Here is a 21,228-nt window from a genome sequence, read left to right as displayed (position 1 = left end):
GAGAGAAAGCAATGAAAGCTCTGCTCGATCTATTCAAGCAAGTCCAACAGGAAGAAGTTTTCGACGCGATCAAGATCGGTCTGGCTTCGCCGGACAAGATCCGTTCGTGGTCGTTCGGCGAGGTCAAGAAGCCGGAAACGATCAACTACCGCACGTTCAAGCCGGAGCGGGATGGTCTGTTCTGCGCGAAGATCTTCGGGCCGATCCGCGACTACGAATGCCTGTGCGGCAAGTACAAGCGTCTGAAGCACCGCGGCGTGATCTGCGAGAAGTGCGGCGTCGAAGTGACGCTGGCCAAGGTGCGTCGCGAACGCATGGGCCACATCGAACTGGCCTCGCCGGTCGCGCACATCTGGTTCCTGAAGTCGCTGCCGTCGCGTCTGGGCATGGTGCTCGACATGACGCTGCGCGACATCGAACGCGTGCTGTACTTCGAAGCCTACGTGGTCATCGAACCGGGCATGACGCCGCTGAAGGCGCGGCAGATCATGACCGAAGAGGATTACTACAACAAGGTCGAGGAATACGGTGACGAATTCCGCGCCGAGATGGGCGCGGAAGGCGTGCGCGAACTGCTGCGCGCGATCAACATCGACGAACAGGTCGAGACGCTGCGCACCGAGCTGAAGAACACCGGCTCGGAAGCGAAGATCAAGAAGTACGCGAAGCGCCTGAAGGTGCTCGAGGCATTCCAGCGTTCGGGCATCAAGCCCGAGTGGATGATTCTCGAAGTGCTGCCGGTGCTGCCGCCGGAACTGCGTCCGCTGGTGCCGCTGGACGGCGGCCGTTTCGCGACGTCGGACCTGAACGATCTGTATCGCCGCGTGATCAACCGGAACAACCGTCTGAAGCGTCTGCTCGAGCTGAAGGCGCCGGAGATCATCGTCCGCAACGAAAAGCGGATGCTGCAGGAAGCCGTCGATTCGCTGCTCGACAACGGTCGCCGCGGCAAGGCGATGACGGGCGCCAACAAGCGTCCGCTGAAGTCGCTCGCCGACATGATCAAGGGCAAGGGCGGCCGGTTCCGTCAGAACTTGCTGGGCAAGCGCGTCGACTACTCGGGCCGTTCGGTCATCGTGGTCGGCCCGACGCTGAAGCTGCACCAGTGCGGTCTGCCGAAGCTGATGGCGCTCGAACTGTTCAAGCCGTTCATCTTCAACAAGCTCGAAGTGATGGGTGTCGCTACCACCATCAAGGCTGCGAAGAAGGAAGTCGAGAACCAGACGGCGGTGGTGTGGGACATCCTCGAAGAGGTGATCCGCGAACACCCGGTGATGCTGAACCGCGCGCCGACGCTGCACCGTCTGGGCATCCAGGCGTTCGAGCCGGTGCTGATCGAAGGCAAGGCAATCCAGCTGCACCCGCTCGTCTGCGCGGCGTTCAACGCCGACTTCGACGGTGACCAGATGGCCGTGCACGTGCCGCTGTCGCTCGAAGCGCAGATGGAAGCGCGCACGCTGATGCTGGCGTCGAACAACGTCCTGTTCCCGGCCAACGGCGATCCGTCGATCGTGCCGTCGCAGGATATCGTGCTCGGCCTGTATTACGCGACGCGTGAAGCCGTCAACGCCAAGGGCGAAGGCATGACCTTCACGGGCGTGTCGGAAGCGCTGCTGGCGTACGAGAACAAGGAAGTCGAGCTGGCTTCGCGCGTGAACGTGCGGATCACGGAAATGGTCCACAACGAGGACAAGTCGGAAGGCGCACCGCAGTTCGTGCCGAAGATCTCGTTGTACGCCACCACCGTCGGCCGCGCGATCCTGTCGGAAATCCTGCCGGCCGGCCTGCCGTTCTCGGTGCTGAACAAGCCGCTGAAGAAGAAGGAAATCTCGCGACTGATCAACACCGCGTTCCGCAAGTGCGGCCTGCGCGCGACCGTCGTGTTCGCCGATCAACTGATGCAATCGGGCTTCCGTCTCGCGACGCGCGCCGGCATCTCGATCTGCGTGGACGACATGCTCGTGCCGACGCAGAAGGAAGTGATCGTCGGTGACGCCGCGAAGAAGGTGAAGGAATACGACCGTCAGTACATGTCGGGTCTCGTCACCGCGCAGGAACGCTACAACAACGTGGTCGACATCTGGTCGGCGACGTCGGAAGCGGTCGGCAAGGCGATGATGGAGCAGCTCTCGACGGAGCCGGTGGTCGATCGCGACGGCAAGGAAACGCGCCAGGAATCGTTCAACTCGATCTACATGATGGCCGACTCGGGCGCGCGGGGTTCCGCGGTGCAGATTCGTCAGCTGGCCGGTATGCGTGGCCTGATGGCGAAGCCGGACGGCTCGATCATCGAGACGCCGATCACGGCGAACTTCCGCGAAGGCCTGAACGTGTTGCAGTACTTCATCTCGACCCACGGTGCACGTAAGGGTCTGGCTGATACGGCACTGAAGACGGCAAACTCGGGTTACCTGACGCGTCGTCTGGTCGACGTCACGCAGGATCTGGTGGTGGTCGAGAACGACTGCGGCACGTCGAACGGCGTGGCGATGAAGGCGCTCGTGGAAGGCGGTGAAGTGGTCGAAGCGCTGCGCGACCGGATTCTCGGCCGCGTCGCGGTGGCTGACGTCGTCAACCCGGAAACGCAGGAAACGCTGTACGAGAACGGCACGCTGCTCGATGAAACGGCGGTCGAGGAAATCGAACGCCTCGGCATCGACGAAGTGCGCGTGCGCACGCCGCTGACCTGCGAAACGCGTTACGGCCTGTGCGCAGCCTGCTACGGCCGCGACCTGGGTCGCGGCTCGGCGGTGAACGTCGGCGAAGCGGTCGGCGTGATCGCGGCGCAGTCGATCGGCGAACCGGGCACCCAGCTGACCATGCGTACGTTCCACATCGGTGGTGCGGCATCGCGTGCGGCAGTCGCGTCGTCGGTCGAAGCGAAGAGCAACGGTACGGTCCGCTTCACGGCGACCATGCGTTACGTCACCAACGCGAAGGGCGAGCAGATCGTCATTTCGCGTTCGGGCGAAGCCATGATCACCGACGATCTGGGCCGCGAGCGTGAACGTCACAAGATCCCGTACGGCGCGACGCTGCTGCGTCTCGACGGCGACGTGATCAAGGCCGGCACGCAACTGGCCACGTGGGACCCGCTGACGCGTCCGATCATCACCGAGTACGGCGGTACGGTGAAGTTCGAAAACGTCGAGGAAGGCGTGACGGTCGCCAAGCAGATCGACGACGTGACGGGCCTCTCGACGCTGGTCGTGATCGACGTGAAGCGCCGCGGTTCGCAAGCGGCGAAGAGCGTGCGTCCGCAGGTCAAGCTGCTCGACGCGGCTGGCGAGGAAGTGAAGATCCCGAACACCGAGCACTCGGTGCAGATCGGCTTCCAGGTCGGCGCGCTGATCACGGTGAAGGATGGCCAGCAGGTGCAGGTGGGTGAAGTGCTCGCACGTATCCCGACCGAAGCGCAGAAAACGCGTGACATTACCGGCGGTCTGCCGCGTGTCGCGGAACTGTTCGAAGCGCGTTCGCCGAAGGACGCCGGCATTCTGGCGGAAGTCACCGGCACGACGTCGTTCGGCAAGGACACGAAGGGCAAGCAGCGTCTCGTCATCACGGATCTCGAAGGCAATCAGCACGAGTTCCTGATCGCGAAGGAAAAGCAGGTGCTGGTCCACGATGCTCAGGTCGTCAACAAGGGCGAAATGATCGTGGACGGCCCGGCCGATCCGCACGACATCCTGCGTCTGCAGGGTATCGAGGCGCTGTCGCGCTACATCGTCGACGAAGTGCAGGACGTGTACCGTCTGCAGGGTGTGAAGATCAACGACAAGCACATCGAGGTGATCGTTCGCCAGATGCTGCGTCGTGTGCAGATCACCGACAACGGCGATACGCGCTTCATCCTGGGTGAACAGGTCGAGCGTTCGGACATGCTGGACGAAAACGATCGCATGATCGCGGAAGGCAAGCGTCCGGCGTCGTACGACAACATCCTGCTGGGTATCACGAAGGCGTCGCTGTCGACGGATTCGTTCATCTCGGCGGCATCGTTCCAGGAAACGACGCGCGTGCTGACGGAAGCGGCGATCATGGGCAAGCGCGACGATCTGCGTGGCCTGAAGGAAAACGTGATCGTCGGTCGTCTGATCCCGGCCGGTACCGGTCTTGCGTTCCACAAGGCGCGCAAGAACAAGGAAGTGTCGGATCGCGAGCGTTTCGATCAGATCGCGGCGGAAGAAGCCTTCGACTTCGGCATCCCGGAAACCCCGGCTGCCGAAACGCCCGACGCAGTCGAGTCGCAGCAGCACCCGAGCGCGGAGTAAGCGGGAGCGGCGCCAAGCCGCTTTCGATGGTCCGCCCATCAGAACCGCCCGGTTTCGACCGGGCGGTTTTTTTTCGTCCGTCGCTTTTGCAACGCGGCCCTGACTATTTCGCGCCGAGCCGCTCCGCGAACGAATAACGCCGCATATGGCGCTCCATGCTTTCGAGAAACGCGAGATCGGCCGCGTTCATCTTGCGTTCGCGCTGCCACAGCAGGAACACGTCCACGTCGACCAGCCCCTCGTCGGGCGGCAGCCGCCAGAGCCGTTGCTGGGCCAGGTCGTCGCGCACGATGTGCTCGGGCAGGCAGCCGATGCCGTAGCCCGCGAAGATCAGCCGGCGCACTTCGTCGAGGCTCGGCGAGGATGCGACGATGCGGCCCGTGAAGCCCTTCTGGTCGCGGAACACCGTGAGCGGCGAGAGGCTGTCGCCGAGCTGATCGCTCGTAAACGACACGAAGTTCTCGGCGAGCAGGTCGTTCATCGTCAGTTGCGACTTGCCGAACAGGCGGTGGTGGCGGCCGCAGAAGATCGCGTAGCGCTGCCGCAGGAACGGCCGCATCTCGAGCTTGTCGTGCGGGTTGCGGCACAGGCCGAGGCCGGCCGTCGCCGTTTTCTGCAGCAGCGAGGAAATGATGTCGGACGAGCGCATGACCTCGATCTGCAGGTCGATGCGCGGATAGGTGCGATGGAACTCGGCGAGGAATTCGTCGTAGACGGGCGATTCGATGCGGCTGATGGTCAGCAGGCGGATCGAGCCGGTGATGTCGGCGGTGCGGTCGTCGAGCTCGGAATCGAGCCGCGAGATCGTGCCGTACAGGTCGCCGGCGATCCGGTAGACGGCCTCGCCGGCGGCGGTGGGCGCGAAGTACGGGCCGCGGCGCTCGATCAGGCGGTGTTCGAGCGCGTCCTCCAGCCGCTTCAGTGCCTGGCTCACGGCCGGCTGCGTGACGTGCAGACGCGCCGCAGCGCGGCTCAGGCTGCGCTCCTGCATGATCACGAGGAAGGTGCGCAGCAGGTTCCAGTCGAGACGGTCGTTCAGGAAGCGGGTGAAGTCGGTGCGCATCGCGGCTCCGGAGGGTGGCGATCAAACTATAAGTTTGATTTATGCGCTGAATAATAACTTGAAATTTGACTAATGATTTCTGGCTATCGATAAAGGCGGCGTGCACGGTGCATCGAAACGCCGCGCACGCCGACCCGTGACAAGCGCGCCCGGGGCCTTCCGGGCCGCCGCCGGCGCATCAGGAGCCAGCATGACCCCCCAATCCGCCATCACCCGCCAGCCCGCCCGCGCGGCGACCGCCGCGTTCATCGGCACGATGATCGAGTGGTACGACTTCTATATCTACGCCACGGCCGCCGCGCTCGTGTTCGGCGAACTGTATTTCCCGTCGGGCGATCGCTTCGTCAGCACCATGGCGTCGTTCGCGACGTTCGCGGTGGGCTTCTTCGCCCGCCCGATCGGCGGCATCATCTTCGGCCATCTCGGCGACCGGATCGGCCGCAAGAAAGCGCTGATGACCACGCTGATGATGATGGGCGCGGCCACCGTGTGCGTCGGGCTGCTGCCCGATTACGCCACGGTCGGCGTGCTCGCGCCGGTGCTGCTGGTGTTGCTGCGCGTGGTGCAGGGCATCGCCGTGGGCGGCGAGTGGGGCGGCGCGGTGCTGATGGCCGGCGAACATGCGCCCGAAGGCCGGCGCACGTTTTTCGCGTCGTTCGCGCAACTGGGCAGCCCGGCCGGCCTGATCCTGTCGCTGATCGCGTTTCGCGCCGTCACCTCGATGGACAAGGCCGCGTTCCTGTCGTGGGGCTGGCGCCTGCCGTTCCTTGCCAGCGCGCTGCTGCTGATCGTCGGCATCCTGATCCGGCTCGGCGTGAACGAGTCGCCCGAATTCGCGCGGCTGCGCGAGGCCAAGCGCACCGCCAAGCTGCCGATCGCCGAGGTGTTCCGCTCGGCGTGGGGCCTGGTGCTGCTCGGCATCGGTGCGAACACCATCGGCATCGCCGGCGTGTATTTCACCAACACGTTCATGATCGCGTACACCACGCAGTACGTCGGCGTGACGCGCTCGATGATCCTCGACTGCCTGTTCGTGGTGGCGGTGATCCAGTTGCTGTCGCAGCCGTGCGCGGCGTGGCTCGCCGAGCGCATCGGCGGCGCGCGCTTCCTGAAGCTGGCGGCGTTGCTCGCGATGGCCTCGCCGTATCCGATGTTCGTGCTGGTGCAGCACGGCACGACGGTGTCGATGGTGATCGGCATTGCGCTGGCGGTGATCTGCATGGCCAGCTTCTACTCGGTGATCGCCGGCTTCATCAGCGGCATCTTCCCCACCCATATCCGCTATTCGGCGATCTCGCTCGCCTACCAGGTGTGCGGCGCGATCGCCGGCGGCCTGACGCCGCTGGTCGGCACCTGGCTCGCGCATCGCTACACCGGCCAATGGTGGCCGCTGGCGGTGTTCTACACCTGCCTGGCCGGAATCTCGCTGCTTTGCATCGTCGCGCTCGACGCGCGGCGCGCCGTGAGCCGCGATGCGGCCGAGGCGCTGACGAGCCGCGGCTGACCGGCCCGGCTCGATTTTCCGGGGCTTCCCCGCACCTTCCCGCACCTTCTCGCACGATAAGCAATCCGTGATTGCTCAGGAACACGAATGGAATCGCAACTGAATGTGGACGGCGCGCGCCTCTGGCGCAGCCTGATGGAGATGGCAAAGATCGGCGCGACCGCACGCGGTGGCGTGCGCCGGCTGGCATTGACCGACGAAGACCGGCGCGGGCGCGAGCTGTTCGCGCAATGGTGCCGCGAGGCCGGCATGACGGTGAGCACCGACGCGGTCGGCAACCTGTTCGCGCGGCGCGCCGGTCGTGATCCGGAAGCCGCGCCGGTGCTGGTCGGTAGCCATCTCGACACGCAGCCCGAGGGCGGCCGCTTCGACGGCGTGTACGGCGTGCTGGCCGGCCTCGAACTGGTGCGCGCGCTGAACGACGCGAAGATCGACACGGCTCGCCCGATCGAGATCGTTTCGTGGACCAACGAGGAAGGTGCGCGCTTCACGCCCGCGATGCTCGGCTCCGCCGTGTTCACGGGCGCCACCGCGCTCGATGCGGCGCTGGCCACGCGCGACGCCGACGGCATCGTGCTCGGCGACGCGCTCGACGCCTGCGGCAGCCGCGGCACGCGCGAGCGCGGCGCGGTGGACGCCTACTTCGAGGCGCACATCGAGCAAGGCCCGGTGCTGGAGGCGAACGGCACGACGATCGGCGTGGTGACGGGCGGCCAGGCGATCCGCTGGCTCGACGTGACGGTGACGGGCGTGGCCGCCCACGCCGGCACGACGCCGATGCCGTATCGCAAGGACGCGCTGTTCGCGAGCGCGCAGATGGCGCTCGAACTCGAACGGATCATCGCCGGCTACGCGCCGCGCGGCCTCGCCACGATCGGCCAGACCGCCATCCCGAACGCTTCGCGCAACACCATCGCGGGGCAGGTCGGCTTCACCGTCGACCTGCGCCATCACGACGACACCGAGGTCGATGCGATCGAGCGCGACCTGCGCACGGCGTTCGAGCGCATCGCGGCGCAACGCGGCCTGCGCGTCGAGATTGCCACCTATTGGCGCAGCCCGGCCACGCCGTTCGACGCTGCATGCGTGGCGCTCGTGCAGCAGGCCACCGATGCGCTCGGCTATTCGAACGAGCGGATCGTCAGCGGCGCGGGGCACGACGCGATCCTGATGGCGCGTCATTACCCCACCGCGATGGTGTTCATTCCCTGCGTCGACGGCCTCTCGCACAACGAAGCCGAAGACGCCTTGCCCGGCGACGTGACCGCCGGCGCCAACGTGCTGCTGCACGCCGTGCTCGCGCGCGCCCTGGCGCGCTGATGCGTCACGCGAAGCGGCCCGATATTACGGAGAACCGATGAAAACCTATTTCCATTCCGAGCAGTCGCTGCACCATCCGCGCACCTATCTGTCGCGTGGCCAGATGCGCGAGCCGCAGGAAGTGCCCGAGCGCGCGGCGCGGCTCGTCGCGGCCGCCCGCTCGCTCGATTTCGAGGTGCTCGAACCGGCCGACCACGGCACCGCGCCGATCGCCGCCGTGCACGACATGAACTACCTGCGTTTCCTCGAAGAAGCGCACCGCGACTGGACCCGGATGCCCGATGATTGGGGCAACGAAGTGATGTCGAACATCTACGTGCGCGAGGGCAATCCGCTGCGCGGCGTGCTGGCCCAGGCGGCGCGCTATCTGGCCGACGGCAGTTGCCCGGTCGGCGAGCATACGTGGCGCTCGGCGTACTGGTCGGCGCAGAGCGCGCTGGCCGCGGCCGACACGGTGAACGGTGGCGCGCGCGAGAGCTGGGCGCTGTGCCGGCCGCCCGGCCATCATGCGCGGCGCGATGCGGCCGGCGGCTTCTGCTATCTGAACAACGCCGCGATTGCCGCGCAATCGCTGCGCGAGCGCTTCGGCCGCGTCGCGATCCTCGATACCGACATGCACCACGGCCAGGGCGTGCAGGAAATCTTCTATGGCCGCGATGACGTGCTCTACATCTCGATCCACGGCGATCCGACCAACTTCTATCCGGTCGTCGCCGGCTACGAGGACGAAGCCGGCAGCGGCGACGGCTATGGCTACAACGTGAACCTGCCGATGCCGCACGGCGCTTCCGAGGCGGTGTTCTTTGAGCGCGTGGACGACGCGCTGCGCGTGCTCAAGCGCTTCCAGCCCGACGCGATCGTGCTGGCGCTCGGCTTCGACATCTATCGCGACGATCCGCAATCGAAGGTGGCCGTCACCACCGAGGGCTTCGGCCGGCTCGGCGGCGCGGTCGGCGCGTTGCAGTTGCCCACCGTGATCGTGCAGGAAGGCGGCTATCACATCGAGAGCCTCGAAGCGAACGCGCGTGCGTTCTTCGGCGGCTTCGGCGAGGCGCGCCGCTGATGGTCGGATAGCAGAACGAAACGTTCGCGCACGCTCGGGCGCGGCGCCGGAGGCAGGCTTCTGCTTCCGGCGCCGCGCTTTTTTTGTGCCTGCCGTTTCGCGAGCGCCGTCTTGGCAAGGATGAACGCCATTAATACTGACGATGAGTAAACGGCATTGTACGTAGCGTTATTGGCGCTCGATAACTGACACCCGTGCCGACGATGCCCGCATCGCCCGTCATGAACTTCGCACTCCCAATCGAATTTCAAATCGAATCTCAACCACACGCGCCATGCGACCCACCATGAAACTCAACAAGCCTTTTTGCCTCGGCGTCGCCCTGCTGGGCGCGACCGCCGCTCATGCGCAGAACTCGGTCACGCTGTACGGGATCGTCGACCAGGGCATCGCCATCAATACCAATGCGGGCGGCAGCCGCCAGTTCGCGCTGACCAGCGGCAACGCATCGGGCAGCCGCTGGGGCCTGCGCGGCCGCGAGGAGCTGGGCGGCGGGCTGGTTTCGCTGTTCGTGCTCGAAGGCGGCTTCAACGGCTCGACCGGCGTGCTCGGCCAGAACGGCGACCTGTTCGGCCGGCAGCTCTACGTCGGGCTCGGCTCGGCGCGGTTCGGCACCGTGACGGCCGGCCGCCAGTATCTGCCGAACGCCGATATGGTCGGCATCTACACGGCCGGCGAGGATTGGGCGCTGTCGGGCGCGGGCTACGGCGCCCACCCGGGCGATCTCGACGATCTCGACGGATCGTTCCGTGTCAACAATGCGCTGAAGTACGTGTCGCCGGTATGGGCCGGCTTCAATGTGGAAGCGCTCTACAGCTTCGGCGGCGTGGCAGGCAGCACCGCGCGCAACCAGATCTACGGCGTGGGTGTGGGTTACCAGGGCGGCCCGCTGAAGGCCGCCGCCGCCTACACGCTGGCGCGCAACCCGAACTTCTCGCTGTTCGGCAACAAGGCCAACGACAGCGCCACCGGCAGCAACATGGCCAGCCCCGTCTACAGCGGCTATGCGAGCGCGGGCACGCAGCAGATCGTCAATGCGGGCGGCGCCTACACGTTCGGCGCGGCCACCTTCGGCGCGGTGTACAGCAACACGCGCTTCAACAACCTCGGCGCTACCGCCGTGGCCGGCTCCACCACGCAGATGCCGGGCGGCAGCGTGGCGTTCAACACGTTCGAGCTGAATACGAAATACCTGATCACGCCGGCCCTGCAGGTGGCCGCGTCGTACGCGTTCACGCGCAGCAGCAGCGTGAACGGCCACGAGGGTGCGAAGTACGGCCAGCTCGACGTCGGCGTGGATTACTCGCTGTCCAAGCGCACCGACCTGTACGCCGTCAGCATCTATCAGTTGGCGACGGGCACCGATTCGACGGGCCGCAAGGCAGTGGCGGCGGTGGCGTTCGCGACGCCGTCGTCGAACAGCCATCAGCTCGTCACGGTGGCCGGAATCCGGCACCGCTTCTGATGCGGCGCGGAGCATGAACGCGATTCATGCTTCGCATAAGAAATCAGCATTTTACGTAGCGATATTGGCCACCGATAAATGCGCAAAGCCGCGCGGCCTCGGTGCTCCGATGCCATGCAGCGCTCCGACCAAGGATTCCCGATGACTTCCCCCGTTGCTCAACGCCAGCCGGTCCGCGCCGCACTCGCCGCGTTTTTCGGCACGACGATCGAGTTCTACGATTTCTACACCTACGCGACGGCCGCCGCGCTCGTGCTCGGCGACGTGTTCTTTCCGACCCGCGACCCGTTCGTCAGCACGCTGGCGTCGTTCGCGACGTTCGCCGTGGGCTTCGTCGCGCGCCCCTTGAGCGGCGCCGTGTTCGGCCATTGGGGCGATCGCCTCGGCCGCAAGAAGATGCTGATTCTCACGATGTTCCTGATGGGCGTGGCGACCACCGGCATCGGCCTGCTGCCGTCGTACGCGTCGATCGGCGTGGCGGCGCCGGTGATCCTGATCCTGCTGCGCATCCTGCAGGGCATCGCCGTGGGCGGCGAGTGGGGCGGCGCGGTGCTGATGTCGAGCGAGCACGCCGCGCCGGGGCGCAAGACGCTGTTCGCGTCGATTCCGCAGATGGGCAGCCCGGCCGGGCTGCTGCTGTCGCTGATCTCGTTTCGCCTGGTGTCGTCGCTCGATCACGACGCGTTCGTGTCGTGGGGCTGGCGCCTGCCGTTCCTGGCCAGCTTCGTGTTGCTGGTGGTCGGCGTGGTGGTGCGCATGGGCGTGAACGAATCGCCCGAGTTCGAGCAGGCCAAGCGCGAGAACCGGCGCGTGAAGGCGCCCGTGACCGAAGTGCTGCGCGGCTACTGGAAGCCGATCCTGTACGCGGCCGCGGCCACCACCATCGGCTCGGCCGGCTTCTTCTTCACGAACACGTTCATGATTTCGTACGTCACGAGCTTCCTGAAGATGCCGAAGCCGCTGATCCTCGATTGCCTGTTCGCGGTGACGCTCATCCAGCTCGCCTCGCAACCGGTGTCGGCGCTGCTCGCGCAACGCTTCGGCGACGCCCGCTTCCTGGCCTGCGCCGCGCTGCTGTCGATCTTCACGCCGTACCCGATGTTCGTGCTCGTCAACAGCCAGCAGCCGGTGCTGATCGTGGCCGGTATCGCGCTCGCGGTGGTGGTGCTGTCGGCCGTGTATGCGGTGATCGCCGGCTTCATGACGCGCGCGTTCCCGACCCATCTGCGCTATTCGGGCATCTCGATCGCCTATCAGCTGTGCGCCACCGTGGCCGGCGGCACCACGCCGCTGATCGGCACGGTGGTTGCGCAGCATTACCGCGGCCAGTGGCTGCCGCTGGCGCTGTTCTTCTCGTTGCTGTCGGCCATCTCGCTGGCCGGCATCCTCGCGCTGGCGCGCTATCAGCGGCGCTTCCCGCCGACGCAGCCGGTTCATCCGGCCGCCGCCGGCACCGTTCAGGTTTCCTGATTGTCCGAGTCTGATCGACGGCCCGCTCTTTTTTCTCTTCCTGCAAGCGATTTCATGCACACCGCACCCCATCACATTCCGGACTCCGAATGGACGGCGCGCGTCGAACTGGCCGCGCTGTATCGGCTCGTCGCGCATTTCGGCATGACCGACATGATCGACACGCACATCACCGCGCGCGTGCCCGGCCCCGAGCATCATTTCCTGATCAACCGCTACGGCGTGCTGTTCCATGAAATGCGCGCCTCCGATCTGATCAAGATCGACGGGCAGGGGCGCGTCGTCGAGCCGATCGTCGAGGACGATCCGGCGCGCTATCGCGTCAACGCGGCCGGCTTCACGATCCATTCGGCGATCCATCAGGCGCGGCCCGACCTGCAGTGCGTGATCCACACGCATACGGCGGCCGGCTCGGCGGTGTCGGCGCAGCAGCAAGGCCTGCTGCCGATCAGCCAGCACGCGCTGAAGTTCTACGAGCGGCTTGCGTATCACGACTACGAGGGCATCGCGCTCGATCTGGGCGAGCGCGAGCGCTTGATTCGCGACCTCGGCCCGCACAGCGCGATGATCCTGCGCAATCACGGGCTGCTGGTGGCCGGCCGCTCGGTGCCGGCCGCGTTCCAGAACATCTATTTCCTCGAACTCGCGTGCCAGATCCAGGTGCGCGCGATGGCCGGCGGCGCGGCGTTGAGCCGGCCGTCCGAGGCCGTGTGCCGGCTGGCCGCCGAGCAATTCGACCGCGAAGAGGCCGAGGCGATCATCGCGCTGCAATGGCAGGCGGCGTTGCGGCTGATCGACGGCGGCGCCACCGACTACCGAAGCTGACATGACGCGCATCGCCTTTCTCAGCGACGGCTTCGACCTGTCGCCGTTGCTCGCGCCGCTGCGCGAACGCTTGCCGGGGCTGCGCATCGCGGGCGTCGACACCGATCCGCATGACGCCGACATCGCCGTGTGCTGGCGGCCGCCGTCCGGCGCGCTGGCACGGCTGCCGTCGCTGCGGCTCGTGCACAGCATCGCGGCCGGTGTCGATCACATCCTGGCCGACCCGGCCTTGCCCGCCGTGCCGGTGTGTCGCGTGGTCGATCCGACGCACGCGCAGGGCATGGGCGAATTCGTGATGTGGGCCGTGCTGCATTTTCATCGCGGGCTCGATCGCGTACTGGCCAACCAGCGCGAGCGCCGCTGGCTGCGCTATCCGCAAGTGGCGGCCGGCGAGCGCAGCGTGGGCGTGATGGGGCTCGGGGTGCTCGGCCAGCATGTGGCGCGGCAGCTTGCCGATGCCGGCTTTCGCGTGCGCGGCTGGTCGCGCGAGCGCAAGGCGATCGACGGCGTGGAAACGTTCGGCGCCGATGGGTTCGACGCGTTCCTGGCCGGCAGCGAGCTGCTCGTCTGCCTGCTGCCGCTGACGCCCGAGACGCGCGGCATTGTCGATCGCCGCCTGCTGGCCCGGCTGCCGCGCGGCGCGAAGCTGATCCACGTGGGGCGCGGCGAGCATCTGGCGCCGGCCGACGTGCTGGCCGCGTTGCAGGACGGCACGCTCGGCGGCGCGGTGATCGACGTGTTCGAGTGCGAGCCGCTGCCCGAGGACGATCCGTTCTGGTGCGCGCCGAACCTGATCGTTACGCCGCACATGGCGTCGGTGGCGAGCTTCGAGCGGATCGCCGAGCAGATCGCCGCCAACGTGCGGCGCTTGCGCGACGGCGCGCCGCTGGCGAATCAGGTGGACGTGCTGCGCGGATATTGAGCGGAGCGTGCGTTGCCGAGGGCGCGCCGGGCTTACTGCGCGGCGTCGTCGGTCTTGCCGCCGCCCTGCGCGAACGCGCGGATTCGCTCGAGGAACACGGCCTCCGCCGCGCGCGGCTTGCGGTCGGCCGCCCACAGCAGCATCACGTCGAGGTCGGCCACGCCGTCGGCGGGCGGCAGCCGCATCATGCGGCCTGCTTCCACCTGCGCTTGTCCGACGTGCTCGGGCAGGCTGCCGATGCCGAATCCGGCCACAATCAGCCTCACCATTTCGGCCATGCTGGCCGAGGTCGCCACGATGCGCCCGGCCAGCCCGTGTTGGTCGCGGAACACACTCAGCACCGACAATGACGCGCCAAGCTGATCTCCCGCAAACGATACGAAATTCTCGTCGCGCAGGTCGTCGACGCCCAGCCCCGACTGCCCGAACAGACGATGGCGCCGCCCGCAGAACAGCGCGTAGCGCTGCGGCATGAACAACTGCTGCGCGATCTTCCCGTCGACGTGCCGGTTCAGGCTCAACGCGGCCGTGGCCGTGTGCTGGAGCAGGGCGCTCGGCACGTCGGCGCTGCGCATCACCTGCACGTCGAGATCGATATCGGGGTAGTCGCGATGGAAGTCGCCGAGGAAATCGTCGTAGGCCTCCGACTGCACGCCGCTGACGGTGATCAGGCGCACCAGCCCCGACACGTAGTGATCGCCCACGCCTTCGTCGCTGGCGAGACGCGAGATGCTGCCGTAGATTTCCTCGGCGATTTCGCGCACCTCGTGGCCGGCGCGCGTGATGTCGATGCGTGGGCCGCTGCGCTGCACGAGCTTGCGGCCGAGCTGCTCCTCGAGCCGCCGCAACGCATGGCTGACGGCCGGTTGCGTGATGTGCAGGTGCGCCGCAGCGCGGCTCACGCTCTGTTCGCGCGCGATCACGAGGAAGGTCCGGAGCAGGTTCCAGTCGAGCCGGTCGTTGAGCAATGCGGCGCGTACGCTGCGAGTCATCGCGGCCTCCGGAAGCGAAAAAATGCCGAATTATAGGGGCGCCGTTTTTGCCTGTGCATCCGTTGTTTCGAGATGGACCGGATGCTATGGTCGCTGCTCGACATCTTTCTGATTCAGGCCGGCGCGCTTGAACCGGCGCCCGCCGGATGATCTTCTGCCTTCACGATCGCGCTCCGGCTGCGCGACTAACCGAGGTAAGTGATCATGCGAAACGATGCGGCGGTCAATCGCGGGATCGGCGTGGCAGGTCTCGCGCTCTGCGTGTTGCTGGCGGTGATGGCGCTGCCGGGCTGGTGGTATCTGCGTCACCACGGTGTTTCCCACGACGCGATCGTGCGCACGCGCGTGCTGCGTCCCGGGCTGCGGCTCTACGTGGTGCGGCGGCTCGGCCAAGGTGCGTCATCGCCGTTTCTCTACGATTACTATCTGTCCCGGCGCGATCTTGCCCAAGCCTCGCTCGGTAGCCTGATGGACCGCCGCGCGCCGTTCCTGATCTCCGACAGCGAGATGGCCGAGGTCGGCGTCGATGGCGACGATTCGCTCTGCGTGTCGCTGCGCGGGCATGTCTACGGCTTTGTGAACAAGGTCTCGCTCGATGCCGGCGGCCAGCGCGCGGCGATCTCGATTTCGCTGGCCGCCCGGCCGCCCGCCGATTCGGCACACGGCGGCGCAACCAACGCGCCGGCGGCCGAGCAATCTCGTCCGAATGGCCAATCCGGACACGAAGGTGGGGGCGACCTGGCTTCTGTCTGTAAAATGCAGCCTTGATTTTTCAAACGATCCCTCCTGCCTCATGTCGCGCGCGCTCGAAATCCTGAACGAAGTTTTCGGTTATCCGGCCTTTCGCGGCCAACAGGGCGAGATCGTCGAGCATGTCGCGGGCGGCGGCGACTGCCTCGTGCTGATGCCCACCGGCGGCGGCAAGTCGCTCTGCTACCAGATCCCGGCGCTGGTTCGCCACGAGTCGGGGCAAGGCCCCGGCATCGTCGTCTCGCCGCTGATCGCGCTGATGCACGATCAGGTCGCCGCGCTGACCGAAGTGGGCGTGCGCGCCGCTTACCTGAATTCCACGCTGTCGGGCGCCGAGGCCGCCGCTACCGAGCGCGCGCTGCGCGAGGGCGAACTCGATCTGCTCTACGTGGCGCCCGAGCGGCTGATGACGCCGCGCTTCCTCGATCTGCTCGAACGCACGCGCATCGGCCTGTTCGCGATCGACGAGGCGCATTGCGTATCGCAGTGGGGGCACGATTTCCGGCCCGAATACATCAAGCTGTCGATCCTGCACGAGCGCTTCCCGTACGTGCCGCGCATCGCGCTGACGGCCACCGCCGACGAAATCACGCGCGACGAGATCATCCAGCGCCTCGCGCTCGACGATGCGCGCGTGTTCGTGTCGAGCTTCGATCGCCCGAACATTCGCTACCGGATCGTCGAAAAGGACAACGCGCGCTCGCAACTGCTCGATTTCATTCGTGCCGAGCACACCAATGCCGACGGCACCACCGATGCCGGCGTGGTGTATTGCCTATCGCGCCGCAAGGTCGAGGAAACCGCCGAGTGGCTCAAGACGCAGGGCGTGCGCGCGCTGCCGTATCACGCCGGCATGGAATTCGAGGTGCGCCAGCGCCATCAGGAGATGTTCCAGCGCGAGGAGGGCATCGTAATGTGCGCGACCATCGCGTTCGGCATGGGCATCGACAAGCCCGACGTGCGCTTCGTGGCCCACCTCGACCTGCCCAAGAGCGTCGAGGGCTATTACCAGGAAACCGGCCGCGCGGGCCGCGACGGCCTGCCCGCGAATGCCTGGATGGCCTATGGCCTCGGCGACGTCGTGCAGCAGCGCAAGATGATCGATGAATCCGAAGCCGACGACGCCCACAAGCGCGTGCAGACATCCAAGCTCGACGCGCTGCTCGGCCTGTGCGAAACCGCGTCGTGCCGCCGCGTGCGCCTGCTCGGCTATTTCGGCGAAGCGAGCCAGCCCTGCGGCAACTGCGACACCTGCCTCGAGCCGCCCAACACCTGGGACGCCACGCGCGAAGCGCGCATGGCCCTGTCCTGCGTGTTCCGCGCGCAGCGCGCGAGCGGCTTCAACTTCGGCGCGAGCCACCTGATCGAAGTCCTGCGCGGCGCGAAAACGGAAAAAATCCAGCAGCGCGGCCACGATTCGTTGAGCACGTTCGGCATCGGCGCCGAGCTGTCCGAGCCCGAATGGCGCGCGATCTTCCGCCAGCTCGTGGCGTTCGGTTACCTGGCCATCGATCACGGCGGCTTCGGCGCGCTGGTGCTGACCGAGGCGAGCAAGCCGGTGCTCAAGGGCGAGGAAACCGTCACGCTGCGCCGCTACGTCAAGCCCAAGAGCTCGCGCAATGCATCGACGCGCAGCGGCGCCCGCGCCGATCCCACCGCCGGCATGTCCGCGCGCGAACGCGCCTGCTGGGAACGGCTGCGCACCTGGCGCGCCGAAACCGCCAAGAGCGACGGCGTGCCCGCCTACGTGATCTTTCACGATGCCACCCTGGCCGAGATCGCGCGCAACGCGCCCGAATCCGTCGAGGATCTGCGCCATATCCCCGGCATCGGCGCCCGCAAGCTCGAACGGTTCGGCGACGAGCTCATCGACGTGGTCGAATCGGCGTAAATGCATCGAGCCGAGCCGGTTGCGGTGAGGCGCGATGCTGCATTGCGATCACCGCAGCCGGCCGTCACTGATTCGTCACTTATTGTTGCGTCGGCAAATCACGCAAGCTGTTGACCCGCTTGGGATTTTTGACTTAAGATGGCGGGTTCCGATTCCCGGTAGGTAAACTCGCGGGCCGCCAAGAAGTGGCGGCGGGCGGGGTGTCAGCGGGGCGTCGGATCACCACAGGCATGCCTGCGTCGCTTTGCCCGATGCGAGTGTGCCGGTTTTTGTCATTTTCAGGAATACACAATGCCAACCATCAACCAACTGGTTCGCAAAGGCCGTGAGTCGGAAACGACCAAGAGCAAGAGCCCGGCCTTGCAGAACTGCCCCCAGCGTCGCGGCGTGTGCACTCGCGTGTACACCACGACGCCGAAGAAGCCGAACTCGGCACTCCGTAAGGTCGCCAAGGTTCGTCTGACGAACGGCTTCGAAGTGATTTCGTACATCGGCGGTGAAGGCCACAACCTGCAGGAACACTCGGTTGTGCTGATCCGCGGCGGCCGTGTGAAGGATTTGCCGGGTGTGCGTTACCACATGGTTCGCGGCTCGCTGGATACCCAGGGCGTCAAGGATCGTAAGCAAGCGCGCTCGAAGTACGGCGCGAAGCGTGCAAAGGCCACGAAGAAGTAAGTTGCCTCTGAAAGGTGATCGCCGTCAGGCGGTTAATGCGGTAGTGCCGGATAGCCGGTGCTGTCGAGTAAGTGGTCACCCGGCCAAGCTGGTTAGTCGAACGAGATGAATCGGGTTTGTTGGTGACCGCGGGGCTGGATCTCAGCTCCAACTGAAAAAGTCAAAGGAAGAAACATGCCGCGTCGTCGCGAAGTCCCCAAGCGGGAAGTGTTGCCGGATCCGAAGTTCGGTAACGTTGATGTTGCAAAATTCATGAACATGCTGATGTTGTCCGGCAAGAAGTCGGTCGCGGAACGCATCGTTTATGGCGCTTTCGAACAGATCCAGACCAAGGGTGGCAAGGACCCGCTGGAAGTGTTCACTGTCGCGCTGAACAACGTGAAGCCGGTGGTCGAAGTGAAGAGCCGTCGCGTTGGTGGTGCGAACTATCAGGTTCCGGTCGAAGTGCGCCCGTCGCGTCGTATGGCATTGGCGATGCGTTGGCTGCGTGAAGCCGCGAAGAAGCGTAGCGAGAAGTCGATGGCACTGCGCCTGGCAGGTGAACTCTCCGAAGCGGCCGAAGGCCGCGGCGGCGCGATGAAGAAGCGCGACGAAGTTCACCGGATGGCAGAAGCCAACCGCGCGTTCTCGCACTTCCGCTTCTAAGCGAGAGCGAGACTCAAGCGGTAAAAATCCGGGCGGGTGCGCTGTTTCAGGCGCCTCGCCCGTTTGTGTTGAGGCGTAACGCAACCTTGCGTTGCGTTAACCCATAGAGGATTCAAAGTGGCTCGCAAGACTCCTATCGAGCGCTACCGCAATATCGGTATTAGCGCCCACATCGACGCCGGCAAGACGACGACGACCGAGCGCATCCTGTTTTACACCGGCGTGAACCACAAGATCGGTGAAGTTCACGACGGCGCTGCCACGATGGACTGGATGGAGCAGGAACAGGAACGTGGCATCACGATCACGTCCGCTGCCACCACCGCCTTCTGGAAGGGCATGGGCGGCAACTATCCGGAACACCGCATCAACATCATCGACACCCCGGGTCACGTCGACTTCACGATTGAAGTCGAGCGCTCGATGCGCGTGCTCGACGGCGCGTGCATGGTGTACTGCGCGGTGGGTGGCGTTCAGCCGCAGTCGGAAACCGTGTGGCGTCAGGCCAACAAGTACAAGGTTCCGCGTCTGGCGTTCGTCAACAAGATGGACCGTACCGGCGCGAACTTCTTCAAGGTCTACGACCAGCTCCGTCTGCGCCTGAAGGCAAACCCGGTTCCGGTCGTGGTGCCGATCGGCGCGGAAGAAGGCTTCAAGGGCGTGGTCGATCTGCTGAAGATGAAGGCGATCGTTTGGGACGAAGCGTCCCAGGGCACGAAGTTCGACTACGTCGACATCCCGGCTGAACTTGCTGAAACGTGCAAGGAATGGCGCGAAAAGATGGTCGAAGCGGCTGCCGAAGCCAATGAAGACCTGATGAACAAGTACCTGGAAGAAGGCGATCTGCCGGAAGCCGACATCGTCAAGGCGCTGCGCGACCGTACGATCGCCTGCGAAATCCAGCCGATGCTGTGCGGTACCGCGTTCAAGAACAAGGGCGTGCAGCGCATGCTCGACGCCGTGATCGATTTCCTGCCGTCGCCGATCGACATTCCCCCGGTCACGGGCGAACTCGACAATGGCGACAAGGTCGAACGCGTGGCGTCGGACGAAGAGAAGTTCTCGTCGCTGGCATTCAAGATCATGACCGACCCGTTCGTCGGCCAGCTGATCTTCTTCCGTGTGTACTCGGGCATCGTGAATTCGGGCGACACGCTGCTGAACTCGACCAAGGGCAAGAAGGAACGCCTGGGCCGGATTCTGCAGATGCACGCGAACCAGCGCGAGGAAATCAAGGAAGTCCGTGCAGGCGACATCGCTGCAGCGGTCGGCCTGAAGGATGCGACCACGGGCGACACGCTGTGCGATCCGCAGCACCCGATCATCCTGGAACGCATGGTGTTCCCGGAGCCGGTGATCTCGCAGGCCGTCGAGCCGAAGACGAAGCCGGACCAGGAAAAGATGGGCCTGGCGCTGAACCGCCTGGCACAGGAAGATCCGTCGTTCCGCGTCCAGACGGACGAAGAATCGGGCCAAACCATCATTTCGGGCATGGGCGAGCTCCACCTCGAAATTCTGGTGGACCGCATGCGTCGTGAATTCGGCGTGGAAGCCACGGTCGGCAAGCCGCAAGTTGCCTACCGCGAAACCATCCGTGCAACGGCGAAGGACGTCGACGGCAAGTTCGTCAAGCAGTCGGGTGGTCGCGGCCAGTACGGTCACGCAACCATCACGCTCGAGCCGAACGAGCAGGGCAAGGGCTACGAGTTCTTCGACGAGATCAAGGGTGGTGTGATTCCGCGTGAATACATCCCGGCGGTCGACAAGGGTATCCAGGACACGCTGAAGGCCGGCGTGCTGGCTGGCTTCCCGGTCGTCGACGTGAAGGTGCACCTGACGTTCGGTTCGTACCACGATGTTGACTCGAACGAAAACGCGTTCCGCATGGCCGGTTCGATGGCGTTCAAGGAAGCAATGCGCCGTGCGAGCCCGGTCGTGCTGGAGCCGATGATGGCGGTCGAAGTCGAAACGCCGGAAGACTACATGGGCAACGTGATGGGCGACCTGTCGGGCCGTCGCGGTATCGTCCAGGGCATGGAAGACATGGTGGGCGGCGGCAAGATCGTGCGCGCCGAAGTGCCGCTGTCGGAAATGTTCGGCTACTCGACGTCGCTGCGTTCGCTGACCCAAGGTCGCGCCACGTACACGATGGAGTTCAAGCACTACTCCGAAGCGCCGCGCAACGTCGCCGAAGCGATCATCAGCGCAAAGTCGAAGTAAGTCGTCTCCTCCAAACATTCATTTTTGAAAGAAGAGAATCATGGCAAAAGGTAAATTTGAGCGGACCAAGCCGCACGTCAACGTTGGTACGATCGGTCACGTTGACCACGGCAAGACGACGCTGACGGCAGCAATCACGACGGTGCTGA

General features: G+C 65.3%; 16 protein-coding genes. 14 read left to right on the top strand and 2 right to left on the bottom strand.

The genetic code is table 11. The features are described 5' to 3' along the window. Positions 1 to 11 precede the first annotated feature (11 nt). On the top strand, positions 12 to 4,274 hold the full coding sequence (rpoC, locus tag ACYP33_RS00435; RefSeq protein ID WP_414443673.1) for a DNA-directed RNA polymerase subunit beta': 4,263 nt from the start codon (positions 12 to 14) through the stop codon (positions 4,272 to 4,274). Between the two features lie 103 nt (positions 4,275 to 4,377). On the opposite strand, the gene ACYP33_RS00430 is transcribed toward rpoC, so the two are convergent. Beyond that, the gene (locus ACYP33_RS00430; protein WP_414443674.1) at positions 4,378 to 5,337 is read right to left on the bottom strand and encodes a LysR family transcriptional regulator; all 960 of its coding nucleotides are present in this window, start codon (positions 5,335 to 5,337) and stop codon (positions 4,378 to 4,380) included. A 190-nt stretch (positions 5,338 to 5,527) separates the two neighbouring features. On the opposite strand from ACYP33_RS00430, the gene ACYP33_RS00425 reads away from it, so the two are divergent. The 7 genes from ACYP33_RS00425 (at position 5,528) to ACYP33_RS00395 (ending at position 13,906) form a co-directional block, all read left to right on the top strand. Continuing rightward, positions 5,528 to 6,841, top strand: coding sequence for an MFS transporter (locus tag ACYP33_RS00425; RefSeq protein WP_459618952.1), 1,314 nt, complete (start codon positions 5,528 to 5,530; stop codon positions 6,839 to 6,841). Positions 6,842 to 6,928: 87 nt separating this feature from the next. Beyond that, positions 6,929 to 8,161: a Zn-dependent hydrolase gene (locus ACYP33_RS00420; protein ID WP_459618949.1), complete on the top strand. Its 1,233-nt coding sequence runs from the start codon at positions 6,929 to 6,931 to the stop codon at positions 8,159 to 8,161. Between the two features lie 37 nt (positions 8,162 to 8,198). Beyond that, the gene (locus ACYP33_RS00415; RefSeq protein WP_459618947.1) at positions 8,199 to 9,224 is read left to right on the top strand and encodes a histone deacetylase family protein; all 1,026 of its coding nucleotides are present in this window, start codon (positions 8,199 to 8,201) and stop codon (positions 9,222 to 9,224) included. 286 nt (positions 9,225 to 9,510) lie between these two features. Next, positions 9,511 to 10,689, top strand: a complete 1,179-nt coding sequence (locus ACYP33_RS00410) for a porin (RefSeq protein WP_459618945.1) — start codon at positions 9,511 to 9,513, stop codon at positions 10,687 to 10,689. A 141-nt stretch (positions 10,690 to 10,830) separates the two neighbouring features. After that, positions 10,831 to 12,159, top strand: coding sequence for an MFS transporter (locus ACYP33_RS00405; RefSeq protein ID WP_459618943.1), 1,329 nt, complete (start codon positions 10,831 to 10,833; stop codon positions 12,157 to 12,159). Positions 12,160 to 12,213: 54 nt separating this feature from the next. Continuing rightward, positions 12,214 to 12,984 carry a class II aldolase/adducin family protein gene (locus ACYP33_RS00400; RefSeq protein ID WP_459618941.1) on the top strand — a complete coding sequence of 257 codons (771 nt, stop codon included), beginning with the start codon at positions 12,214 to 12,216 and terminating at the stop codon, positions 12,982 to 12,984. A 1-nt stretch (position 12,985) separates the two neighbouring features. Beyond that, positions 12,986 to 13,906, top strand: coding sequence for a 2-hydroxyacid dehydrogenase (locus tag ACYP33_RS00395; RefSeq protein ID WP_459618940.1), 921 nt, complete (start codon positions 12,986 to 12,988; stop codon positions 13,904 to 13,906). A gap of 32 nt (positions 13,907 to 13,938) precedes the next feature. On the opposite strand, the gene ACYP33_RS00390 is transcribed toward ACYP33_RS00395, so the two are convergent. Then, a complete protein-coding gene (locus ACYP33_RS00390; RefSeq protein ID WP_414450514.1) occupies positions 13,939 to 14,898 on the bottom strand; it encodes a LysR family transcriptional regulator in 960 nt (319 codons plus the stop codon). Positions 14,899 to 15,159: 261 nt separating this feature from the next. Here ACYP33_RS00390 and ACYP33_RS00385 point away from each other — a divergent pair, with 261 nt between their 5' ends. The 6 genes from ACYP33_RS00385 to ACYP33_RS00360 form a co-directional block, all read left to right on the top strand. Further along, positions 15,160 to 15,666, top strand: coding sequence for a hypothetical protein (locus ACYP33_RS00385; protein ID WP_459618937.1), 507 nt, complete (start codon positions 15,160 to 15,162; stop codon positions 15,664 to 15,666). Positions 15,667 to 15,691: 25 nt separating this feature from the next. Then, positions 15,692 to 17,539, top strand: a complete 1,848-nt coding sequence (recQ, locus tag ACYP33_RS00380) for a DNA helicase RecQ (RefSeq protein ID WP_459618936.1) — start codon at positions 15,692 to 15,694, stop codon at positions 17,537 to 17,539. Positions 17,540 to 17,830: 291 nt separating this feature from the next. Beyond that, entirely contained in the window at positions 17,831 to 18,214 is a 384-nt protein-coding gene (gene rpsL, locus ACYP33_RS00375) for a 30S ribosomal protein S12 (RefSeq protein ID WP_206125750.1), read from the top strand. Between the two features lie 174 nt (positions 18,215 to 18,388). Beyond that, on the top strand, positions 18,389 to 18,859 hold the full coding sequence (gene rpsG, locus ACYP33_RS00370) for a 30S ribosomal protein S7 (protein WP_006477195.1): 471 nt from the start codon (positions 18,389 to 18,391) through the stop codon (positions 18,857 to 18,859). Positions 18,860 to 18,976: 117 nt separating this feature from the next. Next, on the top strand, positions 18,977 to 21,079 hold the full coding sequence (fusA, locus tag ACYP33_RS00365) for an elongation factor G (RefSeq protein WP_414443685.1): 2,103 nt from the start codon (positions 18,977 to 18,979) through the stop codon (positions 21,077 to 21,079). A gap of 40 nt (positions 21,080 to 21,119) precedes the next feature. Beyond that, positions 21,120 to 21,228, top strand: a 109-nt coding sequence (locus tag ACYP33_RS00360) for a GTP-binding protein (protein WP_033477657.1), incomplete at its 3' end; no start/stop codon positions are given.

The organism is Burkholderia sp. 3C (assembly GCF_054589155.1).
Note: the sequence above shows the minus strand (reverse complement) of the source record. Positions and strands in the feature narration are given on the sequence as shown.